This window comes from Alkalihalobacillus sp. BA299, assembly GCF_017745675.1.
Classification (GTDB): Bacteria; Bacillota; Bacilli; order Bacillales; family Bacillaceae_F; genus Alkalihalobacterium.
Genome location: NZ_JAFLJM010000009.1, coordinates 20,532 through 43,570, shown reverse-complemented (window position 1 = coordinate 43,570; position 23,039 = coordinate 20,532). Strand labels below are relative to the sequence as shown.

19 protein-coding genes are annotated in these 23,039 nt (G+C 37.1%); 2 read left to right on the top strand and 17 right to left on the bottom strand.

What is annotated here, in order from left to right:
- Window positions 1–98: 98 nt before the first annotated feature.
- The 17 genes from J0N78_RS13170 to J0N78_RS13090 all read right to left on the bottom strand — a co-directional run bounded on the left by J0N78_RS13170 (window position 99) and on the right by J0N78_RS13090 (window position 20,558).
- Complete coding sequence (locus tag J0N78_RS13170) at window positions 99–1,862, bottom strand: thiamine pyrophosphate-binding protein (protein ID WP_209123573.1); 1,764 nt, start codon at window positions 1,860–1,862, stop codon at window positions 99–101.
- A 31-nt stretch (window positions 1,863–1,893) separates the two neighbouring features.
- Complete coding sequence (locus tag J0N78_RS13165; protein ID WP_280637225.1) at window positions 1,894–3,324, bottom strand: MFS transporter; 1,431 nt, start codon at window positions 3,322–3,324, stop codon at window positions 1,894–1,896.
- Between the two features lie 19 nt (window positions 3,325–3,343).
- Window positions 3,344–4,114 carry an IclR family transcriptional regulator gene (locus J0N78_RS26350; protein WP_209123571.1) on the bottom strand — a complete coding sequence of 257 codons (771 nt, stop codon included), beginning with the start codon at window positions 4,112–4,114 and terminating at the stop codon, window positions 3,344–3,346.
- 675 nt (window positions 4,115–4,789) lie between these two features.
- Window positions 4,790–5,068, bottom strand: coding sequence for a hypothetical protein (locus tag J0N78_RS13155; RefSeq protein WP_209123570.1), 279 nt, complete (start codon window positions 5,066–5,068; stop codon window positions 4,790–4,792).
- Between the two features lie 14 nt (window positions 5,069–5,082).
- The gene (locus J0N78_RS13150) at window positions 5,083–5,562 is read right to left on the bottom strand and encodes a flavin reductase family protein (protein WP_209123569.1); all 480 of its coding nucleotides are present in this window, start codon (window positions 5,560–5,562) and stop codon (window positions 5,083–5,085) included.
- 195 nt (window positions 5,563–5,757) lie between these two features.
- Window positions 5,758–6,732 carry an electron transfer flavoprotein subunit alpha/FixB family protein gene (locus tag J0N78_RS13145; RefSeq protein ID WP_209123568.1) on the bottom strand — a complete coding sequence of 325 codons (975 nt, stop codon included), beginning with the start codon at window positions 6,730–6,732 and terminating at the stop codon, window positions 5,758–5,760.
- 14 nt (window positions 6,733–6,746) lie between these two features.
- Window positions 6,747–7,514 (bottom strand): electron transfer flavoprotein subunit beta/FixA family protein, encoded by a 768-nt coding sequence (locus J0N78_RS13140; RefSeq protein ID WP_209123567.1) that lies wholly within the window; start codon window positions 7,512–7,514, stop codon window positions 6,747–6,749.
- A gap of 265 nt (window positions 7,515–7,779) precedes the next feature.
- On the bottom strand, window positions 7,780–8,973 hold the full coding sequence (locus tag J0N78_RS13135) for a thiolase family protein (RefSeq protein WP_209123566.1): 1,194 nt from the start codon (window positions 8,971–8,973) through the stop codon (window positions 7,780–7,782).
- A 67-nt stretch (window positions 8,974–9,040) separates the two neighbouring features.
- A complete protein-coding gene (locus tag J0N78_RS13130) occupies window positions 9,041–9,814 on the bottom strand; it encodes an enoyl-CoA hydratase/isomerase family protein (RefSeq protein WP_209123565.1) in 774 nt (257 codons plus the stop codon).
- 6 nt (window positions 9,815–9,820) lie between these two features.
- Window positions 9,821–10,678, bottom strand: a complete 858-nt coding sequence (locus tag J0N78_RS13125) for a 3-hydroxyacyl-CoA dehydrogenase (RefSeq protein WP_209123564.1) — start codon at window positions 10,676–10,678, stop codon at window positions 9,821–9,823.
- Between the two features lie 304 nt (window positions 10,679–10,982).
- Window positions 10,983–12,032, bottom strand: a complete 1,050-nt coding sequence (gene namA, locus J0N78_RS13120; protein WP_209123563.1) for an NADPH dehydrogenase NamA — start codon at window positions 12,030–12,032, stop codon at window positions 10,983–10,985.
- A 148-nt stretch (window positions 12,033–12,180) separates the two neighbouring features.
- Window positions 12,181–14,106, bottom strand: a complete 1,926-nt coding sequence (locus J0N78_RS13115; RefSeq protein WP_209123562.1) for a sigma 54-interacting transcriptional regulator — start codon at window positions 14,104–14,106, stop codon at window positions 12,181–12,183.
- A 151-nt stretch (window positions 14,107–14,257) separates the two neighbouring features.
- Entirely contained in the window at window positions 14,258–15,319 is a 1,062-nt protein-coding gene (locus J0N78_RS13110; RefSeq protein WP_209123561.1) for an LLM class flavin-dependent oxidoreductase, read from the bottom strand.
- Between the two features lie 84 nt (window positions 15,320–15,403).
- A complete protein-coding gene (locus J0N78_RS13105) occupies window positions 15,404–15,943 on the bottom strand; it encodes an NADPH-dependent FMN reductase (protein ID WP_209123560.1) in 540 nt (179 codons plus the stop codon).
- A 98-nt stretch (window positions 15,944–16,041) separates the two neighbouring features.
- The gene (locus tag J0N78_RS13100; RefSeq protein WP_209123559.1) at window positions 16,042–17,049 is read right to left on the bottom strand and encodes an NADP-dependent oxidoreductase; all 1,008 of its coding nucleotides are present in this window, start codon (window positions 17,047–17,049) and stop codon (window positions 16,042–16,044) included.
- Between the two features lie 124 nt (window positions 17,050–17,173).
- Entirely contained in the window at window positions 17,174–18,409 is a 1,236-nt protein-coding gene (locus J0N78_RS13095; protein ID WP_209123558.1) for an acyl-CoA dehydrogenase family protein, read from the bottom strand.
- Window positions 18,410–18,434: 25 nt separating this feature from the next.
- A complete protein-coding gene (locus J0N78_RS13090) occupies window positions 18,435–20,558 on the bottom strand; it encodes an acetate--CoA ligase family protein (protein ID WP_209123557.1) in 2,124 nt (707 codons plus the stop codon).
- Window positions 20,559–21,144: 586 nt separating this feature from the next.
- Between J0N78_RS13090 and J0N78_RS13085 the strand changes: the two genes are divergently transcribed.
- Together J0N78_RS13085 and J0N78_RS13080 are read left to right on the top strand one after the other, a co-directional pair.
- A complete protein-coding gene (locus tag J0N78_RS13085) occupies window positions 21,145–21,891 on the top strand; it encodes an SDR family NAD(P)-dependent oxidoreductase (protein ID WP_209123556.1) in 747 nt (248 codons plus the stop codon).
- 94 nt (window positions 21,892–21,985) lie between these two features.
- Window positions 21,986–22,735: an SDR family NAD(P)-dependent oxidoreductase gene (locus J0N78_RS13080; protein WP_209123555.1), complete on the top strand. Its 750-nt coding sequence runs from the start codon at window positions 21,986–21,988 to the stop codon at window positions 22,733–22,735.
- Window positions 22,736–23,039 lie beyond the last annotated feature (304 nt).

Sequence of the window (23,039 nt, the reverse complement as noted above, 5' to 3'; positions counted from 1 at the left end):
ATGAACCAATCAGAATGCTCCCCTTTTCCTTTTCACAGAATCATCAGTTAGGGGGATTAGCGCCCATTTGAATGGGCCAGCATCCTCATGTTTACCAATTATCTATTTTGCATTAGCGATGATTGAGCTTTTTTATAGCTTTCAGTATCGGTTGTAATGACATCGATTACAGTACATTTTTCAGAACGGAAAGCAGTTTCCAATGCTTCGCCAATCTTATCTGGATCGGTGACTCGAATACCTTCACATCCGAATGATTTCGCCATTGCACTAAAATCGCAATCATCATACGTAGAAGCAATCACCTTATCTCCTTGGTTATTCTTCACCCAACCTAAACTTGAATTGTTCATAACAAGAACAACGATCTTAAGGTCATACTGAACAGCAGTTAGCAAGGCATTCATCGTCATTGGGAACGATCCATCACCACAGACGGCTAACACTTCATGATCAGGATGAACGAGTTTTGTTGCAAGTGCCGCCGGCATCGAATATCCCATCGCCCCTGATGCAGTCGGAGCAATGATACTGCCCGGCGCTTTTGATATTAATAGATTTGTCATGAACACGCGGTTTTCACCTGAATCAAGCGTAATGATTGTTTTTTCATCAATTGCCTTTTCAATTTCCTTCACGACTCTTTGCGTTAAAATCGGTCGAACGTCCGACTTGCCTTCCTCAACTTCCATAAAGCTTAATAAGTCCTTTTGATATGTGATCTCAGTGATTCGTCTTTCCACTTCTTTCGCATCCACGTTTTTACCGTTATTATTTAGATTATCCAGGATTTGCGTTAAAATCGCCTTGGCATCTCCAATTAACGTCTGATCAACTGGGTATGTCCAGCTCGCATTTTTCTCCTCAATATCAATTTGAATCAGCGTTTGTCTTGCAGGATCAATTAAGTCAAGTGATTCAAACACTGTATCTGTTGGAGTTAATCTAGAACCAACGACTAAGACAACATCTGCTTCTTGTAAAAACTTATTGGCCACATCTTGTCCCCAGTTCCCCATCACACCAACAGCATTCGGATGTGTTTCTTCAATTGAGGTCTTTCCTCCAGCCGTCGTGCCTATTGGTGCCCCAATTTGTTCTGAAAGCGCTTTAAGTTCTCCGTAAGCTTTTGCCCTATGTACACCGCTTCCAGCAATAATGTATGGTTTCGCAGCTTTGACTAGTTCATCAGCCACTTTCTGTATTTTTTCAGGATCTTCGGTTTTTTCACTAAATTTAAAATAGTGCTGAGTATGATAAATTTTTGGTGAGCTTGTTGAATCAACAACTCCATTAATTGAATTACTATGAAACACAACGGAAACTGGTCCAGGGTTGCCAGATAACGAATGCTTTAGAGCAATTTGCGTACCTTGAACCGCTTGTTCTGGAGAGTAAACGGCTGTCGTGTACTTCGTTACAGCTTCCATCGCCTTTTTTACATCATAGCCACCATATTCACCTGTACCAATTTGATACGGCGCATGTTGGGAATAAGGAGCATTGTCCGACATATCTGTTAGAATCATCATGGGACTGCTACCTTGCAGCGCCTCAATTGCTCCCATCGTACCATTAGCAATCGCCCATGCACCTTGTGAAGCATAGACACCAGGTTTCCCTGTTAATCGTCCATACACCTCTGACATAATACTTGCAACTTGCTCATGTCTAACTAAAATCGGCTTTATATTTTCATTTCCATACAAGTACGGATACATTTTGCTCATGTTTCCACCAGGTAAACCAAATAAATATTCCACTCCAGCTTCTTCTAGCACCTGACAGATCGCTTTAAGTGTCGGAGTTTCTTCCGTAATCGTAGTTTGGTAATCTTGATTCATACTTTTAACTTCACTCATTGAATAAAACCCTCCAGTATATTTTTTTGATTTATTGTGATTCACTTTTCATCTGACTATTGCTTTTACTCTGTATATAGGACACTCTTTTCGCATTTGCATAAAATCGAATATAGACTGCAAAAGCAAGCAAAGCGACAATAAATAAGATAAAATAAGCATTGCTATAGGCTTGCCCACTCCCAAGCCATAATGGGTTCCATGTCTTTTGACTAGCAATCTCACTATCTAGCATATTTCCTGCTACGGCGACACCAAATGCTCCACCAAAAAATTGAATTAATTGCATTGTCCCATAGCCAGCGGTCAACCTCTCAGCTGGCATATACCGTGTGATGAACGTAGACATGCCCAAGGTGATACATGAGAAGCCTGTACTAGAAATAAAGAAAAATAATGTAATAAAAAATGCGTTATGACTACTTAATCCTGAATAAAGAAATGTTGCCGTCGCCATGCATACCGTACTAAGTCCAATAATGAACAGTACCCCAATCACATCTACAACTCTTCCAATCCATTTCATCAAAAAACTAGAAGCTAGTGCGCCAAAGAAAAGAATCCAACCAATAAATGACATGTTTCTCTCATGGACGTTCACTAATAACAACGGTGTAATAAATAAAATTGAAAAATGAATAAAGAAGATCGAAAAGGCTAAATACAATGCTTTTTGATAAATGTTATCTATCAACAGCGAAAGAGATAAAAATGGCTGCTCCTTCGATTGAATATGAATAAAAAATAACGGAAAACAAATCAGGCCTAGCAGAAACCATAGGATTCCTGACGAGACAGTCAACAGCAATGAAATGACAGCTGTTGAAAACAAGACAAAACCAACTCCGTCAAATTGACCGTTCACCGGCTTCGTATTCGGAATAAAGCGGCGGTATACTGGGAGTGTTAACACCCCGATTAAACTAATCGTGAAGAGATAACGCCACCCTAAATAATCACTCACTAGTCCCCCAACTAACGGACCTAACCCAAAGCCTAATACCGAAGCTGAGGCAATCGTCGCTAACGCCCTAATCCTTGACTCCTTAGGAAAGTGCCAGGAAACGATAACAATCCCAAGTGCTGATATCGCAGACATCCCCAATGCTTGGATCACTCTCACTAACACAAGAAGGAGGTAACTATCTGTAACCATCCCTAAAACCGAACCTACCCCTAACAGTCCAAGACCGGTACTTATAAGATTTGGGACAGAAAAGAAAACAGTCATTCTACCATACAATAAAGTCCCTATCGCAAAGAACACGGAATAACTTGTTACCATCCATGCAGCCATTGATGGTGAAATTTGATACCCTTGGGCAATTGTCGGAATCGCTACGGTGAACATCGATGTATTCATTACCATAATGAGTCCATTTACAAATAAAGAAAATGAAACTAGTTTTTCGCGTTTTACGATTATGGGAGTCACGCTAATCGAAAACCTCTTTTCTGACATATGATAGGAAGCGGAGATTCTACTGAACCACTTTCCCTTCCCAGCCAAATTCCCTCGATAGTTCCTCGGTAGCGTTTGTTAACACTTCAACGATATGCGGCATTCTTTCATCTGAAAAACGATCAATAATCCCCCCTACACTTAAAGCGCCAATGACATTTCCTTGAAAGTCAAGAATCGGTGCTCCCATCGCTGCTGCAGACCGATAAATCTCCCCCCTGCTAATCGAGTACCCCTTAGCCCTAATTTGGTCTAAACGATCATCAAGCTTTCTTACTTCTTCATTACTCAAATTCAATGCATTAAATACTTCAAATTTCTTTTTATTGTCAAGGAAAGCCAGCATCGCCAAGGGCCCTCCGCCTTGGTTTAGATTATACGTATCACCAAGCTCGGTCGTTGTGTCCCTGACTAGGTAATCCCCTTTTACGGTATCGATACAATGGGCCAGATTATTTTTTTCAATGAACAAGTAGGAGTTATCTCCAGTCAATTCTGTTATCCTCTTTAAATGCGGCTTCGCTCTCGACGTAATATCCAAAGAATGTAAAATAGCACTTCCAATTTTAAACAACTCAATTCCGAGTCTGTAATACGGTGTTGAGGATGAATAGACCTTTTCAATAAACCCCACTTTTTCCAACGTATTACACAAACGCAAAGCCGTCGTTTTATTAAACGATGTCCGCTTTGAAATTTCACTAAGAGTCAGTTTGGGATCTTTCTTTGAAAACAACCGCAAAATAGCTGCGGCCTTCTCTACAGACTGAACAATTGATTTATCATGCACTTTGGAACATCTCCTTTTATTATGTAAACCCTACCAAAGCAAATGTTATCGTTACCCTCCTAACCACTAACATTCCCCAATACAATTTGTATCTTCATACAAAATCGTTTCATTTCCGCGCCACCCGTTCCGCATTGCGCAACGAAAGAACGTAATGTGAAATGGGTTAGTCTTATAATAACCACTCAATTCAGAATTGTCAATAAATTTCGAATTATAATATTGTATATTTTTTTAGAAAATTTAATAAATTGGGACTCTTTGGGTTTTCTTCATTCCAACCACAAAGGCCCCATAAGTTGGGAGGCCGCTAAAATAGTCCCTGTAATATTAAAAAAGATATAGTATCTCAATTATTTGAGAGTGCTATACCTTTTTTAATGTATAATTAAAGTATCAAATTTGAGTGGGGGGATACGATGATTCAACATTAACAAGTTGTTTTGCGTAGTACGCAACCCCGTCGAATAAATCAGTGTATAAATCAACGCATAAAAAAAGCGCTCTATCCGTTGATAGAACGCTACTTTACGTATGTATGGTGACCCGTGACACCCCTCCACTTAAAGAATTTTGTAAAGTTCTTTATTTTTCAATCTCTTTTTGACTCTTATATTTCACTCTATTTGTTCCCTCATTTTGCAAATCTTCAATAGAATTCCAAAAGATTTTTTCTTATAAAACACTCTCGTCTTGTTTATACCAAAAATAATTTAGCTTTTCTGTTAGTCCACCTTTACCAAAACTCATAAACCTTTTTTGTGGGAGATATAAAGAAGATAAAAATAAAATAATCATTTTTCGACGCCTTAATATGTTTCTTTCTCCGTTATTAAAGAACCAAGTGTCAATAGTATTATAGACACCTCTATTAATTTTATATTTCTCAATACAATAATTTACAAATGTCAAATCAGGATCATTTATTCTATTGTTTTCATTGACTTGAGACATCCTACTCCCTCCAATTATGATGAAGTTATATATTTACCTCTGAAATAACCTAATGGTTTCTTGTCATTTGGTTTATTTGTAATTTTATCTACTATTCCAACAAAAATAGTGTGATCTCCACCTTCATAACTATGAGCTAATCTACATTCAAACAAAGCGTTATATTCTTCTAATACTGGAACATTATTTTCACCATTTGTATAGTTAATACCAGCAAACTTGTCATTTCCACTTCTAGCAAAACGATTTGAAACATCTTGTTGAGATTCATTTAATATATGAATGGCAAAATTTTTATTATCTAATATAGCTTGATGTGAATTTAAACCCTTATCTACACAAACTAATACCATCGGAGGGTCTAGTGAAACAGACGCAAAGGAGTTTGCTGTCAAACCAGTTGGCTTCCCTTTTTCATCTCTCGTCGTTACAACTGTGACACCTGTCATAAATTCCCCACACAAATTTCTAAACTCTCTTGAAGTAAAACTCATTTCATTCATTCCTTTTTTATAAAAGTATTTATAACTAAAATAAAACCTATCGTCCTCTTACTCAGCTCCACTATTATAATTTTCAATTAAATTAAACTTGATATGATTGCTAAACAGGTGCCGATGTTACCGTTTTGATGAATAGTAAAAAAATTTTCTTTTTGGTACACATATTCACACCCAAGAATATTTCACTTAACTTGCAACGATACTTTTAAATTCTGCTAAGAGTATTGGTACTACTTCAAACAGATCCCCAACAATACCATAGTCAGCTACTTCAAAAATCGGTGCTTCAGGATCTTTGTTCACGGCAACGATTACTTTGGAGTTAGACATACCTGCTAAATGCTGGATAGCCCCTGAGATACCAAATGCAAAGTAAAGATCTGGTGTTACCACTTTACCTGTTTGGCCAATTTGTAATGAGTAATCGCAATATTCAGCGTCACACGCACCACGAGATGCACCAACTGCAGCACCTAACACTTCAGCAAGCTCTTCAAGTGGTTTGAAACCGTCAGCACTCTTCACACCACGGCCACCAGCAACGATGATTTTCGCTTCGGAAAGATCAACACCACCTGTTGCTTTACGGACAACTTCTTTAATAACTGTACGAAGGTCTTTAATTTCAACAGTAACACTTCCAACATCTCCGGAACGAGACTCGTCTCTCTCTAATGGAGCGATGTTATTTGGACGAATGGTTACTAATACGGTTCCTTCTTCCACTTGTTTCTTCTCAAACGCTTTACCAGAATAGATTGGACGAGTAAATACAGCTTCTCCACCCTCTACTTCAATGTTTACTACGTCTGATACTAGACCAGCATTTAATTTTGTAGCAATTCGAGGAGATACGTCTTTACCTACTGCTGTATGTCCCATCACTACGCCTTCTGGTTGTTCAACATCCATGACTTGTAAGATCGCTTGCTGATAAGCGTCTGTCGTAAACGCTTTTAAATCAGCATGCTCCACTTTCACAACACGGTCTGCACCGTAGTGAATCATTGCATTCGCTTGCTCACCTACTGTTTCACCAAACAAGGCAGCAACAACTTCGCCATCATCAGCGATTAGTTTTGCTGCTGCAACTGCTTCAAATGAAACGTTACGTAATTCACCGTCACGAATTTCTCCTAAAACTAATACTTTTTTTGCCATGTTGATCCCCCCAATTATATGACTTTCGCTTCAGTCTTTAGTAATGAAACAAGCTCTTGTACTTGTGCATCAATTTCGCCTTCGAGAACTTTACCTGCTTGTTTTTGCGGCGGTAGGAAAATTTCTACCGTTTTTGTTTTTGCTTCTACATCTTCTTCTAAATCTAAGTCATCTAAGTCAAGTTTTTCTAATGGCTTTTTCTTCGCTTTCATAATCCCTGGAAGAGAAGGATAGCGCGGCTCATTTAAACCTTGTTGTGCTGTTACAAGCACTGGTAAAGTTACTTCAACCGTTTCTTCGTCACCTTCAACATCACGAACGATTGTCGCTTTATTTCCATTTACAGTAAGCTTAGTAATTGTTGTTACTTGAGGCATACCTAACATTTCAGCAACGCGAGGTCCAACTTGACCTGAACCACCATCAACTGCAACGTTACCGCCTAAAATAATATCAATCTCTTGACCTTTTAAATATGTTGCAAGTAATGTAGCTGTTGTGAATTGATCTGTTGCTTCAATCTCTTCACTATCGATAAGAACGGCTTTATCTGCACCCATCGCTAAAGCTGTTCGTAGTTCTTTTTCAGCATCTTCTGTTCCTACAGTTACAACTGTAACTTCCCCGCCATGCTCATCACGTAATACGATAGCTTCTTCAATCGCGTACTCGTCATAAGGATTGATGATGAATTCAGCCCCGCTGTCATCAATTTGACCATCATTGGTCGTAATTTTTTCTTCAGTGTCAAAAGTGCGTTTCATAATAACGAAAATATTCATTTGATTTCCTCCCTTAAAAGTTACCTAGATTAGTTAGGCCTTCACTTTTTCAATATCATAAACCTCATTTATTCGTTATAGTTAATAACTTTTGAACTGTAAAATTTACAGAATACTTTACTTTTATACCCAGGATAAGAAGTTGTTTTTACCGTTCTCTCTAACTGTTACATAATTTTCTTCTTTAGGGTGATAGATAAACAAAATTTGCAATAGCTTTAATGAGCAAATCTTCCTTTTTTATTAGTACCTATTTTCCTAAATACTAGACTTGCAAGTTTTCAATAATCGTAGAAATTCCTTGACCGCCGCCGATACAAAGGGTTACGAGTCCATACTTCTCACCACGACGCTCCATCTCATGTAATAGCTTTGTCATCAAGATTGCACCTGTTGCTCCAATTGGGTGTCCAAGCGCTATTGCCCCACCGTTCACATTTAGCGTGCCTAGGTTAATATTAAGTTCTTTGACGACGGCTAGCGCTTGGGCTGCAAATGCCTCATTTAATTCAACTAAGCCAATATCGTCCATCTTTAATCCCGCCATCTTTAATGCTTTTTTCGTCGAATACACAGGACCAATCCCCATAATTTCCGGTGATACTCCAGCACATGCTTGACCGATAATTTTCGCTTTCGGAGTCAGACCTTGGGCTTTTGCTACCGCTTCATCCATCATTAACACAACAGATGCTGCATCATTACGGCCGCTTGAACTTCCAGCTGTGACTGTTCCACCTTTTTTAAATACTGGATTTAACGTCGCTAACTTTTTTAAAGTTGTTTGCCGTGGATGTTCATCATGTTTAAAGAGGACCGTTTCTTTTCGCTTTTTGACTTCATATGGAACGATCTCTTTTTCGAAACGTCCAGCTTCAATCGCTTGGCTGGCAAGCGATTGACTTCTTAAGGCAAACTCGTCTTGTTCTTCCCTACTAATCTCGTACTTTTCTGCTAAATTTTCAGCTGTATAGCCCATCGTTAAATCCCCGTACACCTCATACGGTTGAGACCTCGGCTGACTTTCTGTATTCGGATCGAGAATGAGTCCGTTTCCAGCCCCAAAACCGTATCGAGCATTACGAATATAGTAAGGGGCTGTACTCATACTTTCCGCTCCACCAGCAATTATAACATCAGCAAGTCCTTGGCGAATTTGCAGATCAGCATTATTGATCGCTTGCAGACCTGACCCACATTGACGATGCACAGTATATCCTGGTACTTCTATAGGGAGTTCTGCACGAAGTAAGGCTAATCGTGCTAAATTTGAGGAATCTGCACTTTGTTTCGCTTGCCCTAAAATGACTTCATCTACCGTTTCTTTGGCTACACCTGTCCGTTCAACGATCTCACGAATGACTTGTGCTCCCAAAAAGTCTACTAGCTCATTTTGCAGAGTTCCACCCATTCGTCCAATTGCTGTTCGAACCGAATTAATTATAACTGGATTTCTCATTCTACTCTCTTCTCCCTTCACTAATGGGTACTCACGGTTTTGTTCCATGTTAAACTTAAGACAATTATTATTTGTTTTGAAAAATAGCTTTCCTTTTATCTAAAAATGCTTGTGTTCCTTCTTGTTTATCTTCTGTACCAAAAGCAAGCGCCTGCGCCATTTTTTCCATCATTAATGCTGTATCGATATCGACATCATACCCACGATTTACAACCATTTTTGCAAGCTTAATCGCCACTGGTCCCTTTGACATGATGGAACCTGCGACTTCTTTGACCACTGCTTTTAACTCACTTCCATCTACAGATTGGGATACGAGTCCAATTCTCTCCGCTTCTTTACTGTCAACCATTTTTCCAGTTAAAACCATTTCCATAGCTTTTCCTTTACCAACGATTCTGGAAAGTCTTTGCGTTCCACCACCGCCTGGAATAATACCTAGTTTTAGTTCAGGAAGCCCCAGTTTTGCATGGTTTGCTGCGATCCGAATATCACAAGAAAGGGCCAGCTCACAACCTCCACCTAAAGCAAAACCGTTAATGGCAGCAATGGTAGCTTTACTGCAATTTTCAATTTTTTTATAAGTTGCTTGCATACCAGGAACGAGTGCTTCAAGCATCTGTCGGTCTCTTAATTGCTTAATATCAGCACCAGCGGCAAATGACTTTTCACCTTCTCCTGTAATGACGATCACTTTCACTTCGTCATGACTTTCAAACTCATCAATCGCTTTTTCCATTTCTGATAGAGTCACGGCATTTAATGCATTTCTAACTTCTGGACGGTTGATTTTTATCCACCCTAAACCCTTACTGATTTCCAGTTTTAAATTTTCATACATTCGGCTTCATCCTTTGTTTTCTTCATAATTATAAAAACCAGATCCTGACTTACGACCAAGTTTCCCTGCTTTTACATACTTAATGAGTAACGGACATGGACGATATTTTTCTCCTAATGTTTCATATAAGTACTCCATGTTGCGTAGTCGGCTATCTAAACCAACTAAATCTGCAAGCTCGAGTGGACCCATTGGATGGTTTAAACCAAGCTTTAACGCTTTATCGATATCTTCAGCCGATGCAACACCTTCCAATAACATATTCATCGCTTCATTTCCGATTAAACAATTCATACGACTTGTTACAAACCCTGGAAACTCATTGACTTCTACTGTTTCTTTTCCTAATCTAGCTCCTACTGCTTTTGTAATTTCAACGGTTTCTGCAGATGTATCAAGCCCTTTAATGATTTCAATCAACTTCATCTTATGGACAGGGTTGAAAAAATGCATAGCAATCACTTGATCTGCCCTTGATGTTTGGGCGCCAATTTCTGTTGGACTCATAGTTGACGTATTTGTAGCTAAAATCGTATGCGCTGGACAATATTCGTCAAGCTTTTTAAAAATATCAATTTTTAATTCTATTTTTTCTAATACCGCTTCAATGACAATATCAGCATCTTTTACACTTTCTTTTAAATCAACATGATAGGTTAAATTATTAATTGCTTTATCGACATCGGCAGCTTGAATAAAGCCGCGAGCAGCACTTTTTTTAAACTCGTTTTCAATGTACGATTTAGCATTATCAAGTGCTTTTTGTTTAATATCATGGACATTAACTTGAAAATCACTTAAAGCAGCAACATAGGCAATCCCACGTCCCATCACACCTGATCCAATAACTGATAAATTTTTCATGTTTACACCTCTTAACTCCTTAATATATTGTCGTTGTATACTTTCATGGTTTTATAAAGGTAAACTCTTGATTCGTAATTTCCCAGTGCTTGAAATAGACTGTGTTTGTTATATATGCATAAACCTCAGAGCCAGAAATATGGTAGTATGGATTCCAAGCGTATCCGCGTATAGAGCTCTGACAAAAAAACTTTCTTCTTAATCGTTTTCTCCTTCACCTAATTTATAGGCTTTCTCTAGTAGCTTAATAGTAACTGAGGATCGTAAATACCACTTCTTAACGGTGATATAACCGTCCCAATTCTTATGGATTCCAACCACGTCTATATTGTCTAGGTCCTTCAATATCAACTTTAAGTTGTTTTGCCGCGCTAAGTGGCCAATATGGATCTCTTAAGAGCTCTCTCCCAATAAATACCAAGTCTGCTCGTTCTCCATGTACGATTTCAGCAGCTTGAACCCCTTCTGTTATCACTCCTACAGCCCCTGTGGGAATCTTCGCCTCTTTACGGATTTGTTCAGCATACTGAATTTGGTACCCTGGGTATACATGGTAAGATGAAGGGACGACTTCCCCAGAACTACAATCAATTAAATCAACGCCTTGATCCTTCATCCATTTTGCGTATTCAACGAAATCATTACAGTTATTTCCGTTTTCATCATAGTCATTTGCAGATACTCTTACAAATAATGGTCCATTCCATTCTTCTCTTATTCCTTCAATAATTTTTTTCAAGAATCGATATCGATTTTCTTTTGTTCCTCCAAAATGATCTGTTCTTTTATTTGACAATGGTGATAAGAATTCATGTATTAAATACCCGTGAGCAGCATGAATTTCGATCACATCAAATCCAGCCATTCGTGCCCTTCTAGCACCTTGTCGAAAGGCATTTATGGTGTCTTCAATTTTTTCTAGTGACATCTCTCCTGGAACTCTACTGTTTTCAGAAAATGGAATGGCCGAAGGTGCTATGATAGGTTCTTCTAGCTTCGACTTCCTACCTGCATGTGCAAGCTGAATACCTATTTTTGCATCGTTTGCATGGACCCAATCAGTAAGTTGTGAAAGCCCTGAGATATGTGCATCGTCCCAAATTCCAAGGTCCTCGTTTTTAATTCGTCCTTCTGTACTTACTGCTGTTGCTTCAGTTAGGATAAGACCAACTTGACCCACAGCACGTGTTGTATAGTGCGTTAAGTGCCAATCTGTAACTCTTCCATCCTTGTTGTAACAAGAGTACATGCACATTGGTGACATAACAATTCGGTTTTTTAGAGTCAAATTTCTAATGGTGTACGGCTCAAACAACTTCTTTAAAGAGTAAGGCTTAAAAACTGAACTGAGCATTAGTTACCTCCAAATATTTATTTTGAATTTTCTGAATTCCATTATGCCTTTCACCCTAAATTTCTCACAGATTTTTATAAACGATTAAAGTATTCTCTTATCGTTCTAGATTGACCATTAAGTAATAACCGTTTATCCGAAAATTAAATTATGTTTCACTTATTAATTTTTCATATTCATTAATTTTTCTCCATAATGTACTTCTACTCATTCCCAATATTTTGGCTGCTTCTTTTTTGTTGCCATTCGTTTTTTGCAAAGTTTCCTTTATTTTTTGAATTTCAACTTCCTTAATAACATCTTGGTAGGTTTCATTTTCTTTATTCAAATTAAAGTTTAAAATGTCGTTATCTTTCAAAGCCTCTGCCAAGTTGCTTAAAACATCTTGTTTAGTTATAGATTCTGGAGATACCAGATATGCAAATAGTCTCTCCAAGGTATTTTCAAATTCCCGAATATTACCATTCCATAAATATCTTTCTAATAAAGATCTCATTTCTTTAATCGAGCTTTGTACAATATCCAAAAAATTAGGATAATTACGCTTTGTATAGAATAAAACTAATTCCTCCAGGTCCTCTTTACGGTCATTTAAAGAAGGTAGGAATAAATTCAGAACACTGATACGATAATATAAATCTAAACGAAACTTTCCTTGATCGACTTGTTCTAGCAAGTTAACATTGGTTGCTGAAATAATTCTCACATCAATAGGAATTGACGTTGCGCTTCCTACTCTTCTTACCTCTTTCTCCTGAAGAACTCTTAACAGCTTTGGTTGCATGCTTAATGGAATTTCCCCTAATTCATCCAAAAAAACAGTTCCTTTATGGGCGAGTTCAAATAATCCAGGTTTTCCTCCTTTTATTGCTCCTGTAAAGGCTCCATCACTATATCCAAAGAGCTCAGATTCTATTAAATTTTCTGGAACTGCTGCACAATTTATTGCAAGAAATGGTTCCTTAGATCGTGAACTCTGATTATGAATACTTTGAGCAAATAGCTCTTTTCCTGTACCAGATTCTCCAATAATCAAAACATTTGCATCCGTTTTTGCAAATTTTTTAGCCTTAAGTATTGCTTGTTGTATTTTTTCACTCTTTCCAACAATATCTTTAAATTCATAGATTGCTTGATTGGACTGATCGTACATTTTTCTCCGGATTTTTTTCTCCTGTTGTTGTAATTCATTTGTATCAGATATGATAATAACAGTACCATCGTAATTACCCTTTACATAAATAGGAAAAGAATCTAAATATAGCGTTTTATTTTTGTACTCAAATAATTTTCCTTTCAATGGAACAATATCTTTTACATAATCTGAAAGCCAATCTAATGCATCTATTTGGTTCACAGTAATCCCCATTAAATCTCTATATTCTTGAAGTTCTAAAAGTTCAATCGCTTTATGATTTATTTGTATAATTCTTCCTATTACATTTAAACTAATTACACCTGCTGCGAAATTATCAAGTATATATTCTTGCCTTTTCATATTACTTTGTTCTTCAAAACGTCCTTTTAGGACATTAAATGCAATATCAACGGCAAGCTTGACCGTCTCTCTTCCATACCAAATAATCCCATTCATACCTTTTTTTATGGCTCTAGAGACGATTAATCCAGAACCAATTACAGTATTCTGTCCATTTTCCACAAGTTGATTTAAGAGTGCATCCATTGTTTTCATATCTGAATAATAATACTGATTAATCTTTATGTTGAAAGCACTTTCTAGATCGGATAAATCATTCTTCAAATACTTTTCTTTATAATTTATAAGATTTATTTCCTTTCCTACTCTTGCAGCTTGATTTAAGGCACTTAAAAAGTCATTTGTCTGAACTCGTAATGGAATCAAATGACCTCTAACATTCAATTTTTTAAAGTCTTCATAGATGGTCGCACCACAAATTAGTACATCATCATTCTGAATGTATGTAGGATTTTTCAAGATATCATCAACCTCTAATTTTTGTACTATAAGCTCCTGAAAATCCTTTCTTATTCTTGAGATCTCTTCCTCAACATATTTATCTAATGGAGAAAAACCAGTCACAAATAGTTTCATAGGTCACCCTCCTTCCAATAATTAACCTTTTTTTTTGAATGACAAGACCCTTTAGATTTAAAAAATCATAAAGGGGCTTGTTATTCAAAATTAACTTAACCAATTTTTCACGTTGTTATATATCATGAAATTTATTTGTCCATGTACATCTTTATCTAACTAAATTCTTACTATTTAAAAAGTGAGGCATAACTTTTTCTGAGAATAAGGTCATTGAATTTAGTACTTGTTGCTGCGGCTGCCCACCAATATTCATCCAGAGGATAACATTATTCAGTCCAGTATCTTTTTTATATCGTTCAATATCTTCGATGACCTTTTCTGGTGATCCTACTAACGTATTTTCTGAATTCAAGAAACGCTCGTAATCTATATGGTGCTCTCTATCAACGACTCCAAATGTCGGACGGTTATCACGTTCACTCATGTACCATTCCAAACCTTTTCTATATTCATATTGAGCTTGCTCAGTCGTTTCTGCAACATGACAGAATAAAAGTTTCCCTGATCTTGCTACAGCATTATCAACATATTCTTGTGTTAAACCTGATTCTAGCGCTGTCTTTTTGTATAATTCAATCTTATGGTTCGTATCTTCATTTGTTATTCCACCTAGTACGAATGAATGTCCCTGTTTAGCTGCATTTACCATCGAAGCATCATTACCAGATACCATCACAAAAATAGGCGGTCCTTCAGGATGAACTGGACGAGGATAGACTGGAATATCTTTAATATCATAGAACTTTCCAGAATAAGTAACTCTATTATTTCTTAATGCTGTTGTCAGGATATCTAATGATTCTAAATATTTTTCATGCCTCTCATCGAAATCAATATTATATGCCTCAAACTCCAAGGCATCATAACCTTTACCAACTCCGAGATATAGTCTACCATCACTGATAATATCTACTAACGCCATATCTTCCGCTACTTGTAAAGGATGGTGTAAAGGTAATCTTGATACCGCAGAACCTAACATAATATTTGAAGTCTGGGCTGCAGCAGCCGCTAAGTATACAGATGTTGAGCTAACAACACCATATGCACGCGCATTATGCTCGGCTATCCAAGCGGAGTGAAATCCCAGTTGATCCGCAACCTTGATTTGCTCTAAACCATCACGTAATTCTTCTGCATCGGTTTTCCACGGAGCTACAGAGTTCAAGAAAAATAATCCAAATGTCATATCTTTACCTAAAATAGCCATTAAAAAACACTCCCATTCATATAATATAATTCTATCATCTTAATATAGTAATAAGCATAATAAATCTCTAAATATTTTAATTTATCAAATAATTAACCGTTCATAAAGTCTTGCTATATGAATGACTTTATCAACCAGTGATTCTATTTCACTTACAATATCCTTATTGATAATTTCATTGGATTTATTAAAATCAGAACTTACAGAATACACATATTCTGGTATTGAGATAGCATTGAGATAGGAGGAAAGCGGTCTGAATGAATGTTCTATTGCTAAATAATGCCTCTCATTACCAGCACTTGCCATAAAACTCATTACCTTATTTTCAAAAATAGATATAGGCAGCACTTCAAAAAAGTTCTTGAGCACTCCAGGAATTTGTCCATGAAGAATAGAAGTCGTAATAATGAAACCTTGAACATCATTAAGTAAACGAATTAACTCCTGGGTATCTTGGTTATATTGATTTATTGGCCGACCATCACAAAACTCAAGCTCATAATCCTTGAAATTAATGTAAACAACCTCAATATTTTTTTGCTGCAAATTTACCACTGCCTGATTTGCCAATACAGCAGGCTTACTGCCTACTAATGTACCTGAGATGACAGCTATTTTCATCGTCTTCCTCCTTATCTGGATTCTTACCGTCAGCACTTCTCTAGTTACGTGCTTATAAGAGTTTTAGAGATTTTAGTTTGTATGATCACAAACAGTTATTACCTGATTTTTACTAGTTGCTTCCCAAGATTATCGCCTCGGAATAATCCAAGGAATGCATCAGGGGCGTTTTCTAATCCTTCGACGATGTTTTCTTTGTACTTAATTTTTCCTTCACTTAACCATTTGGCTAATTGTTGAGTGCCTTCTTCGTGTCGATCTGAATAATTGGTAACAATAAACCCTTTTAATAGCAAACTTCGTTTCAAAAAAGTTGTTAAAAATCTTGGTCCCATTTCGACTTTCGTATCATTGTAATGAGCAATTTGACCACAAAGAGCGACACGAGCATGGAAATTCAAAAGTGAAAATACAGCATCTGATATTTCTCCACCGACATTATCAAAGTAAATATCAATTCCATTCGGGCAAGCTTCCTTTAATTCTTGGCCAATGTTATTTGTCGTTTTATAATTGATAGCTGCATCAAAACCTAGCTCGTTTATTAGATAAGCATTTTTTTCTTCAGAGCCTGCAATACCGACAACACGGCATCCTTTTATCTTAGCGATTTGACCAACTACCATTCCAACAGCACCAGCTGCTCCTGAAACAACTACGGTTTCTCCTTCTTTCGGTTGGCCGATATCTAGCAACCCAAAGTAGGCGGTTAATCCTGGCATCCCATTCACATGAAGAGCTGTCGTAATCGAAGCTTGGTCTCGGTCAATTTTGCGTAACTGCTCGCCAGGAACAGCCGTATAATCTGCCCAATCAAGAAGACCAGTCACCGTATCACCTTGTTGGAAGCTTGGATGCTTTGATTCAATCACTGTACCAACCGTTCCACCTTTTAACGGTTCATTCAGTTTAAATGGTTCTATATAGGATTGTCCTTCGCTCATTCTTCGACGCATATAAGGATCTACAGATAAGTACTCACCTTGGACAAGGACTTCATTTTCCTTTAATTTAGGAAGATCAGTTTCTATAAAGTTATACGTTGAATCATCTGGTAACCCTACAGGTCTTTCAGCTAATAAAAATTGTCTATTTTTTTTGGCCATATGTTTACCTCTTTTATTAAATATAATGATGGTTCTAAAATCCTCTCTTTTACTAATTCTTTAATTTTTTTCAAACCTTTGAAAACGGTGTCATTTTTAGAATTTTACAATAACCACAATTTGACTAATTAAAGTTAAGATCTCCTTTTAACAGACTACGGGCGATTGTACGTCGATGAATTTCAGATGTTCCATCTGGGATACGTAGTATTCTAGCAAATCGGTATCCGGCTTCTAATTTCAGTTCATTGGAAATACCCATTCCCCCATGAATCTGCATCGCCTTGTCATAGACACGCCCCAGCATTTCCGTACAGTAAGCTTTTACCATTGAAATCTCTTTCACAGGCTGTTTTTTCGTATTTTCAATTTTCCAAGCACAATGAAGGGCCATATTTCGGGCAGCATAGATATCCATTGCACATTCTGCCAACATATGTTGAATCATTTGATGTTCACCGATTGTCTTGCCGAACGTCTTCCGGATATTCGCATACTCGACTGCTTGCTTAAGAGCCCATTGAGCTAATCCAATACACTTCCCGCTCATTCCTAATCTCCCATTATTAATTCCGTGCATCGCCTTTGAAAATCCATTATCCAGTTCACCAATAATGTTTTCTTCAGGTACCCGTAAATTATCGAGGCTAATAATTCCAGCTTCACCACCCAATTCACCCATGACTGGTATTACAGAATCAACGGTAAAGCCCTCACTCTTTGTATCCACAAAGAAACAAGTAATTCCGCCTTTTCTGCTAGCCTGCAGATCAGGATTCGTTACGGCAAATAACATACAATAGTCGGCATATGGTGCATTCGTGATCCATTGTTTGGTTCCATTAATTACCCACTCATTTCCATCCTTGACTGCTTTCGTTTTCATTCCCCATACATCAGATCCTGCATCAGGTTCTGTTAATCCAAAGCACAATGTTTTCTCTCCCGTACGGATCCCTTCGAGGTACTCGTCTTTCAGTTCCTGCTTCAAACCTCGCAATACAGGAGTAAGTCCATTTGTAAAAGGAGATGGAATAACAATTGGATCAATCAGCTTTCGATCTGGATAGTTTTTCCCAATAGCTTCTTGAACCAAAAGGGCCGTAATCGGACCAAGCTCCTCACCACCAAGTTCCTTGTCTCCAAACATCGTATAAAATCCCGCTTCTGCTGATACCATTCTTACTTCTTTTCTCAGTTCCTCTACCTTCGGATGATGTCTACCATCTTCCAAATAATAATTTCTTTCATTGTAGAGTAAATCGGCATTTTTCTCCTCTAAAGGAATGACCCTCTTATCAATAAATTGTTTCAATCCGCTAATAATTTCTACTGTTTCTTCAGGCATGGTAAAATTCATTGTTTAATTCCTCCTCTTTGTTCATTTATAATAACTTCATTAATGCGTCTGCAACCTTTACGCCTTTTCCATCCTTATATACCATGGTTGGATTTAAGTCGGCTTCTTCCACTTGATCTTCAAGAGCATTAATCAAATAACTAAATTGTGAAATCAGCTTGCTTAAAGCTGTTACATCATACGGAGCCTTACCTCTAAACTCTTTCAGTATGGCACTGGATTTTAATTCTTCTATCATTTCGTGAGCCATCTCAATTGAAACAGGCGCTTTTCTCATGGCCACATCTTTGAACACTTCAATAAAAATGCCACCTAGCCCTACAAGAACCATTTGCCCGAAAACAGGGTCTCTCTTAGAACCTACGTACATTTCCACCGATTCTTCTTTAAGCATTTCCTGAATTAACACACCTTCAAATTCGGCATTTTCAGTTTCATCAATAATGGCTTTCAGCTGATGGAATCCTTCTTCCACTTCCTTGTCATTTTCAATGTTTAAAAGAACCAATTCCTTTTCTGTCTTGTGTAAAATTTGAGGTGACATTCCTTTTAACACAACAGGATAGCCTATTAAGTTAGCAAGTCGAATGGCCTCTTTGGCATTTTGAGCCAATCCTTCTTCTGTAATTGGCACATTAAATTGTGAAATTATCTGTTTACTTGAATATTCAGTTAATTCTTTTGTATCAACGGAAACCAAACTTCCAATATCGATTGCCTCTTGATCTATTAGACTATCTATTAGACTTTCTACTTTTTGGCTAAGCTCCATGGATTTCCTTGACTTATATAAGGCTGACAGCATTTTCACTGCCCTTGTTGGATCTTCGTTTAATACTAAGCCTGAATCATAAATTAATTTCTTAGATTCTGGATTACATAGTGTGACTGTTACCATTGGGATTTTGGGAAACAGCTCCTTTATTTTAAGAATTGACTTAATATTCGTATTCAGTGAATCTGGTTTTAAACCAGAGAAACCTAAAAATACAATCGCAGCGTCATATTGCCCGCTTCCTAAAACCGCTTCCATAAACTCTTCTAATAAAGTAGGCATATATGATATTTGTGCTGTTGTATCAAGCGGGTTCTTCACTCCTGCGATAGGAAGAATTGATTTTAATTTGTCTTGTATATTTGCAGGTGTTTCAGGTAAGGTGAGACCATGTTCAGTTACCTGATCTGATAGCATGATGCCAACGCCGCCAGACACGGTAAAAATTGCAACACGGTTTCCTTGTACTTCTGGCAGTTCTGCAAAAGCCTTGGCGATGTCTATAAATTCATCAATCGTCTCCGCTCTGTACACGCCATATTGATTAAAAATCGTATCATAGACCGAATCAGAACCAACTAGTGAACCAGTATGTGACATTGCTGCCTGCATTCCTACATCTGTTTTTCCTACTTTTAATACCACAACAGGTTTTTTCTTTTTCGCAGCCAGCTGAAACGCTTCGATTAATTTTTTCCCATCTTTTGCACCTTCTATATAACATGCAATAACATCTGTTTTCTCGTCTTCAACCAAAAATTTGATACAGTCTGCTACATCAACATCACTTTCATTGCCAGTAGCAACAAAATGACTAAATCCAATTTGATGCTGTCTCGCTAATGTAAAAACATGTGAGCCAAATGCTCCACTTTGACTTACAAAACCAATTCTGCCGCCGTGAAGAGGCTCTTCTTCCTCTAATATTGTTGAAAAGGTAGCGTACATGCCCTTGTTAACATTGAATAGACCTAAACAATTTGGACCTAACACTCGGATATTGTGTTCTTTTGCAAGTTTTGTAATTTGTTCCTGTTCTATCTTGCCCTGCTCACCCAATTCAGAGAAACCAGCACTAAAAATAACAATAGATTTAACTTTCTTTTCGATACAAGATTGAAACGTGCTGAGTACTAATTTTTGTGGTAGTGCGATAATAGCCAGATCAACATCATCTGGAACACTCAATATCGTTTCATAGCAAGGTAAATCTCGGATTGTTTTATAATTCGGATTAACAGGATATATCTGTCCTTGATATCCATATTTGATTAAGTAATCAAAAGGTCTACCACCAATCTTTTTTGCATCTGGGGAACAACCAATTATTGCAATTCGTTCTGGTTCAAATAGTGGTTTCAAATCATTCTTCATACATATCTCCTTTCTTACTTGCTTAATCACATACTTGCAAGTTATGTGCCAAACTTTACAGTATTTAAGTGAAAAAAGTTCAAACTATATAGACCATGCGGTTTTGAAGATTTAATTCAAGTAAAATTTATTAATTTATTCTATTCTAGAAAAAAATATTTTAGATTTTAATGTTTCTTTAAATAGTATAAGTTTCAAAAATGAAACGAATAAAACACTATAATTAACTAAACATCTTTCTGAGTGTAAGTAAGTGGCCTCCATAAAGTAAAACTTCATTCCCACTGAATATTATTTGAACCAATCGGGTTGTTACTTGCGCTTATCTTCCACTTAGTCCTTTTTGTTCCCTCAAAGCCTTGAAGTGTGAGTCTTAGCGCCAGTTAAACGGGATAAAAATTAAACATCAAAAGAGATGTACGCATATGTAATAACGACGGCTTCAAAGTATTTTTTGCGTTGTAAATTTCATTCTAAACGCACCAAAGGTTTTGTCTCTATCAAAATTTGAATTCTGGCATATTTCTTGCAATTTAAAGTAATAGAGAAAAAATAAAATACTGTTTTAGAAAGGATGATGAACGCAATGGCGTTAAATCGCTTACAAAATAAGGTTGCTATCATTACCGGAGCTGGTAGTGGAATAGGAAGAGAAACAGCAATTGTATTCTCTAAACATGGGGCAAAGGTTGTTGTAACAGATATTAATGAGGATGGTCTTCATCAAACAACCCAATTAATCAAGGAGAACGGCGGACAAGTTATCGCTATTAAACATGATGTTTCTCAAGAAGTAGATTGGCAAAACGTAATCTCAATAACAGAGAAAGAACTGGGTAGATTAGATATACTTATGAACAATGCAGGGATAGGAACAAGAAATGGATTAGATAAAACCTCACTAGAACAGTTTCAAGAGGTTCAATCCATAAACACTGATGGTGTTTTCTTAGGAATGAAACACGGTTCTAACTTAATGAAAAAAACAGGTGGAGGTTCAATTATTAATATTTCTTCTATGTATGGAATCGTTGGCAGTCCAGGAAACACTGCTTATCATGCATCAAAAGGAGCAGTAAGACTAATAACCAAATCTGCAGCGCTAGAGTTGTCTAAAGACCTTATTCGAGTCAATTCTATTCACCCTGGTGTTATTGAGACACCTATGTCGGGAGCAAAGAATGGAGAACACCCTTTAAAAGATAAAATTCCTTGGCCAGAATATGGAGAACCAATTGATATTGCCTACGGTGCTCTTTACTTAGCTTCTGATGAATCCCGCTATGTAACTGGTACAGAACTAGTCATAGACGGTGGATATATAGCCCAGTGACGAAATTATATAAAACTATAAAAACCATCGATTTCTTATAGTCACATAGATGAGAGTTCTAATTAAAATTTTTTTAGAAAGGGAGTTTAAAACCATGGCTGAGAATAGATTAGAAAATAAAGTTGCCATTATTACCGGAGCAGCAAATGGTATTGGTAAAGAGGAGGCCATATTATTTGCTAAAAATGGGGCAAAAGTAATAGTTACTGATATTGATGAAAAAGGGCTTCACGAAACAGTTGAATCAATTAAAACAGCTGGAGGAACAGCGGTCGGTATTAAACAAGATGTTTCTAGTGAAGAAGATTGGCAAGAGGTCATTTCAAAAACAGAAGCAGAATTTGGTCAATTAGATATTCTTTTAAACAACGCAGCAATATTGAGCAGAAATGGATTAGCAGAAACATCAGTGGATGAATTCTTAAAGATCCAATCAATAAACACATTAGGTACTTTTTTAGGAATGAAATACGGGGCAGCGTTAATAAAGAAAACTTCAGGAAAGGGATCTATTATTAATACTTCTTCAGGCTCAGGATTAGTTGGAAGTCCAGGAAGCACAGCCTACCATGCTTCAAAGGGGGCAGTAAGGTTAATGACCAAATCTGCTGCAATTGAGCTTGCAAAAGATTTTATTCGAGTCAACTCTATCCACCCTGGTGTCATTGAAACAGAAATGTCAGGAGGCAAAAACGGGGAACATCCTTTGAAAGATAAAATCCCTTGGCCAGGATTAGGAAACCCGATCGATATTGCCTATGGTGCTCTTTATTTAGCTTCTGATGAGTCTCGATATGTAACTGGTTCAGAGTTAATCATAGATGGCGGTTATACAGCCCAGTAGAATCACGTTTTAACAAAATTAGCATTTTGATAAGTTAAAATAACAGTATTCATCTAAAATTAAATACCTAACTCAAGCATTAGGAATGCCTCCGCTCCTAATGCTTTTTTATTGAATTGAAAACTGTTTCATTCTCTACCAGCCCATAGTTCATAATTTCTATTTGAGAGTTTAAGGATATTAAAGTAGTTTAAAACACAATACGAGTCATAAAAATGAGGTTGCTCCAAATAGCCATAAAAACTCTACTTGGAACAACCTCATGATATGAAATTGGACTTCCTGTCAATAAATAGCATTAGTT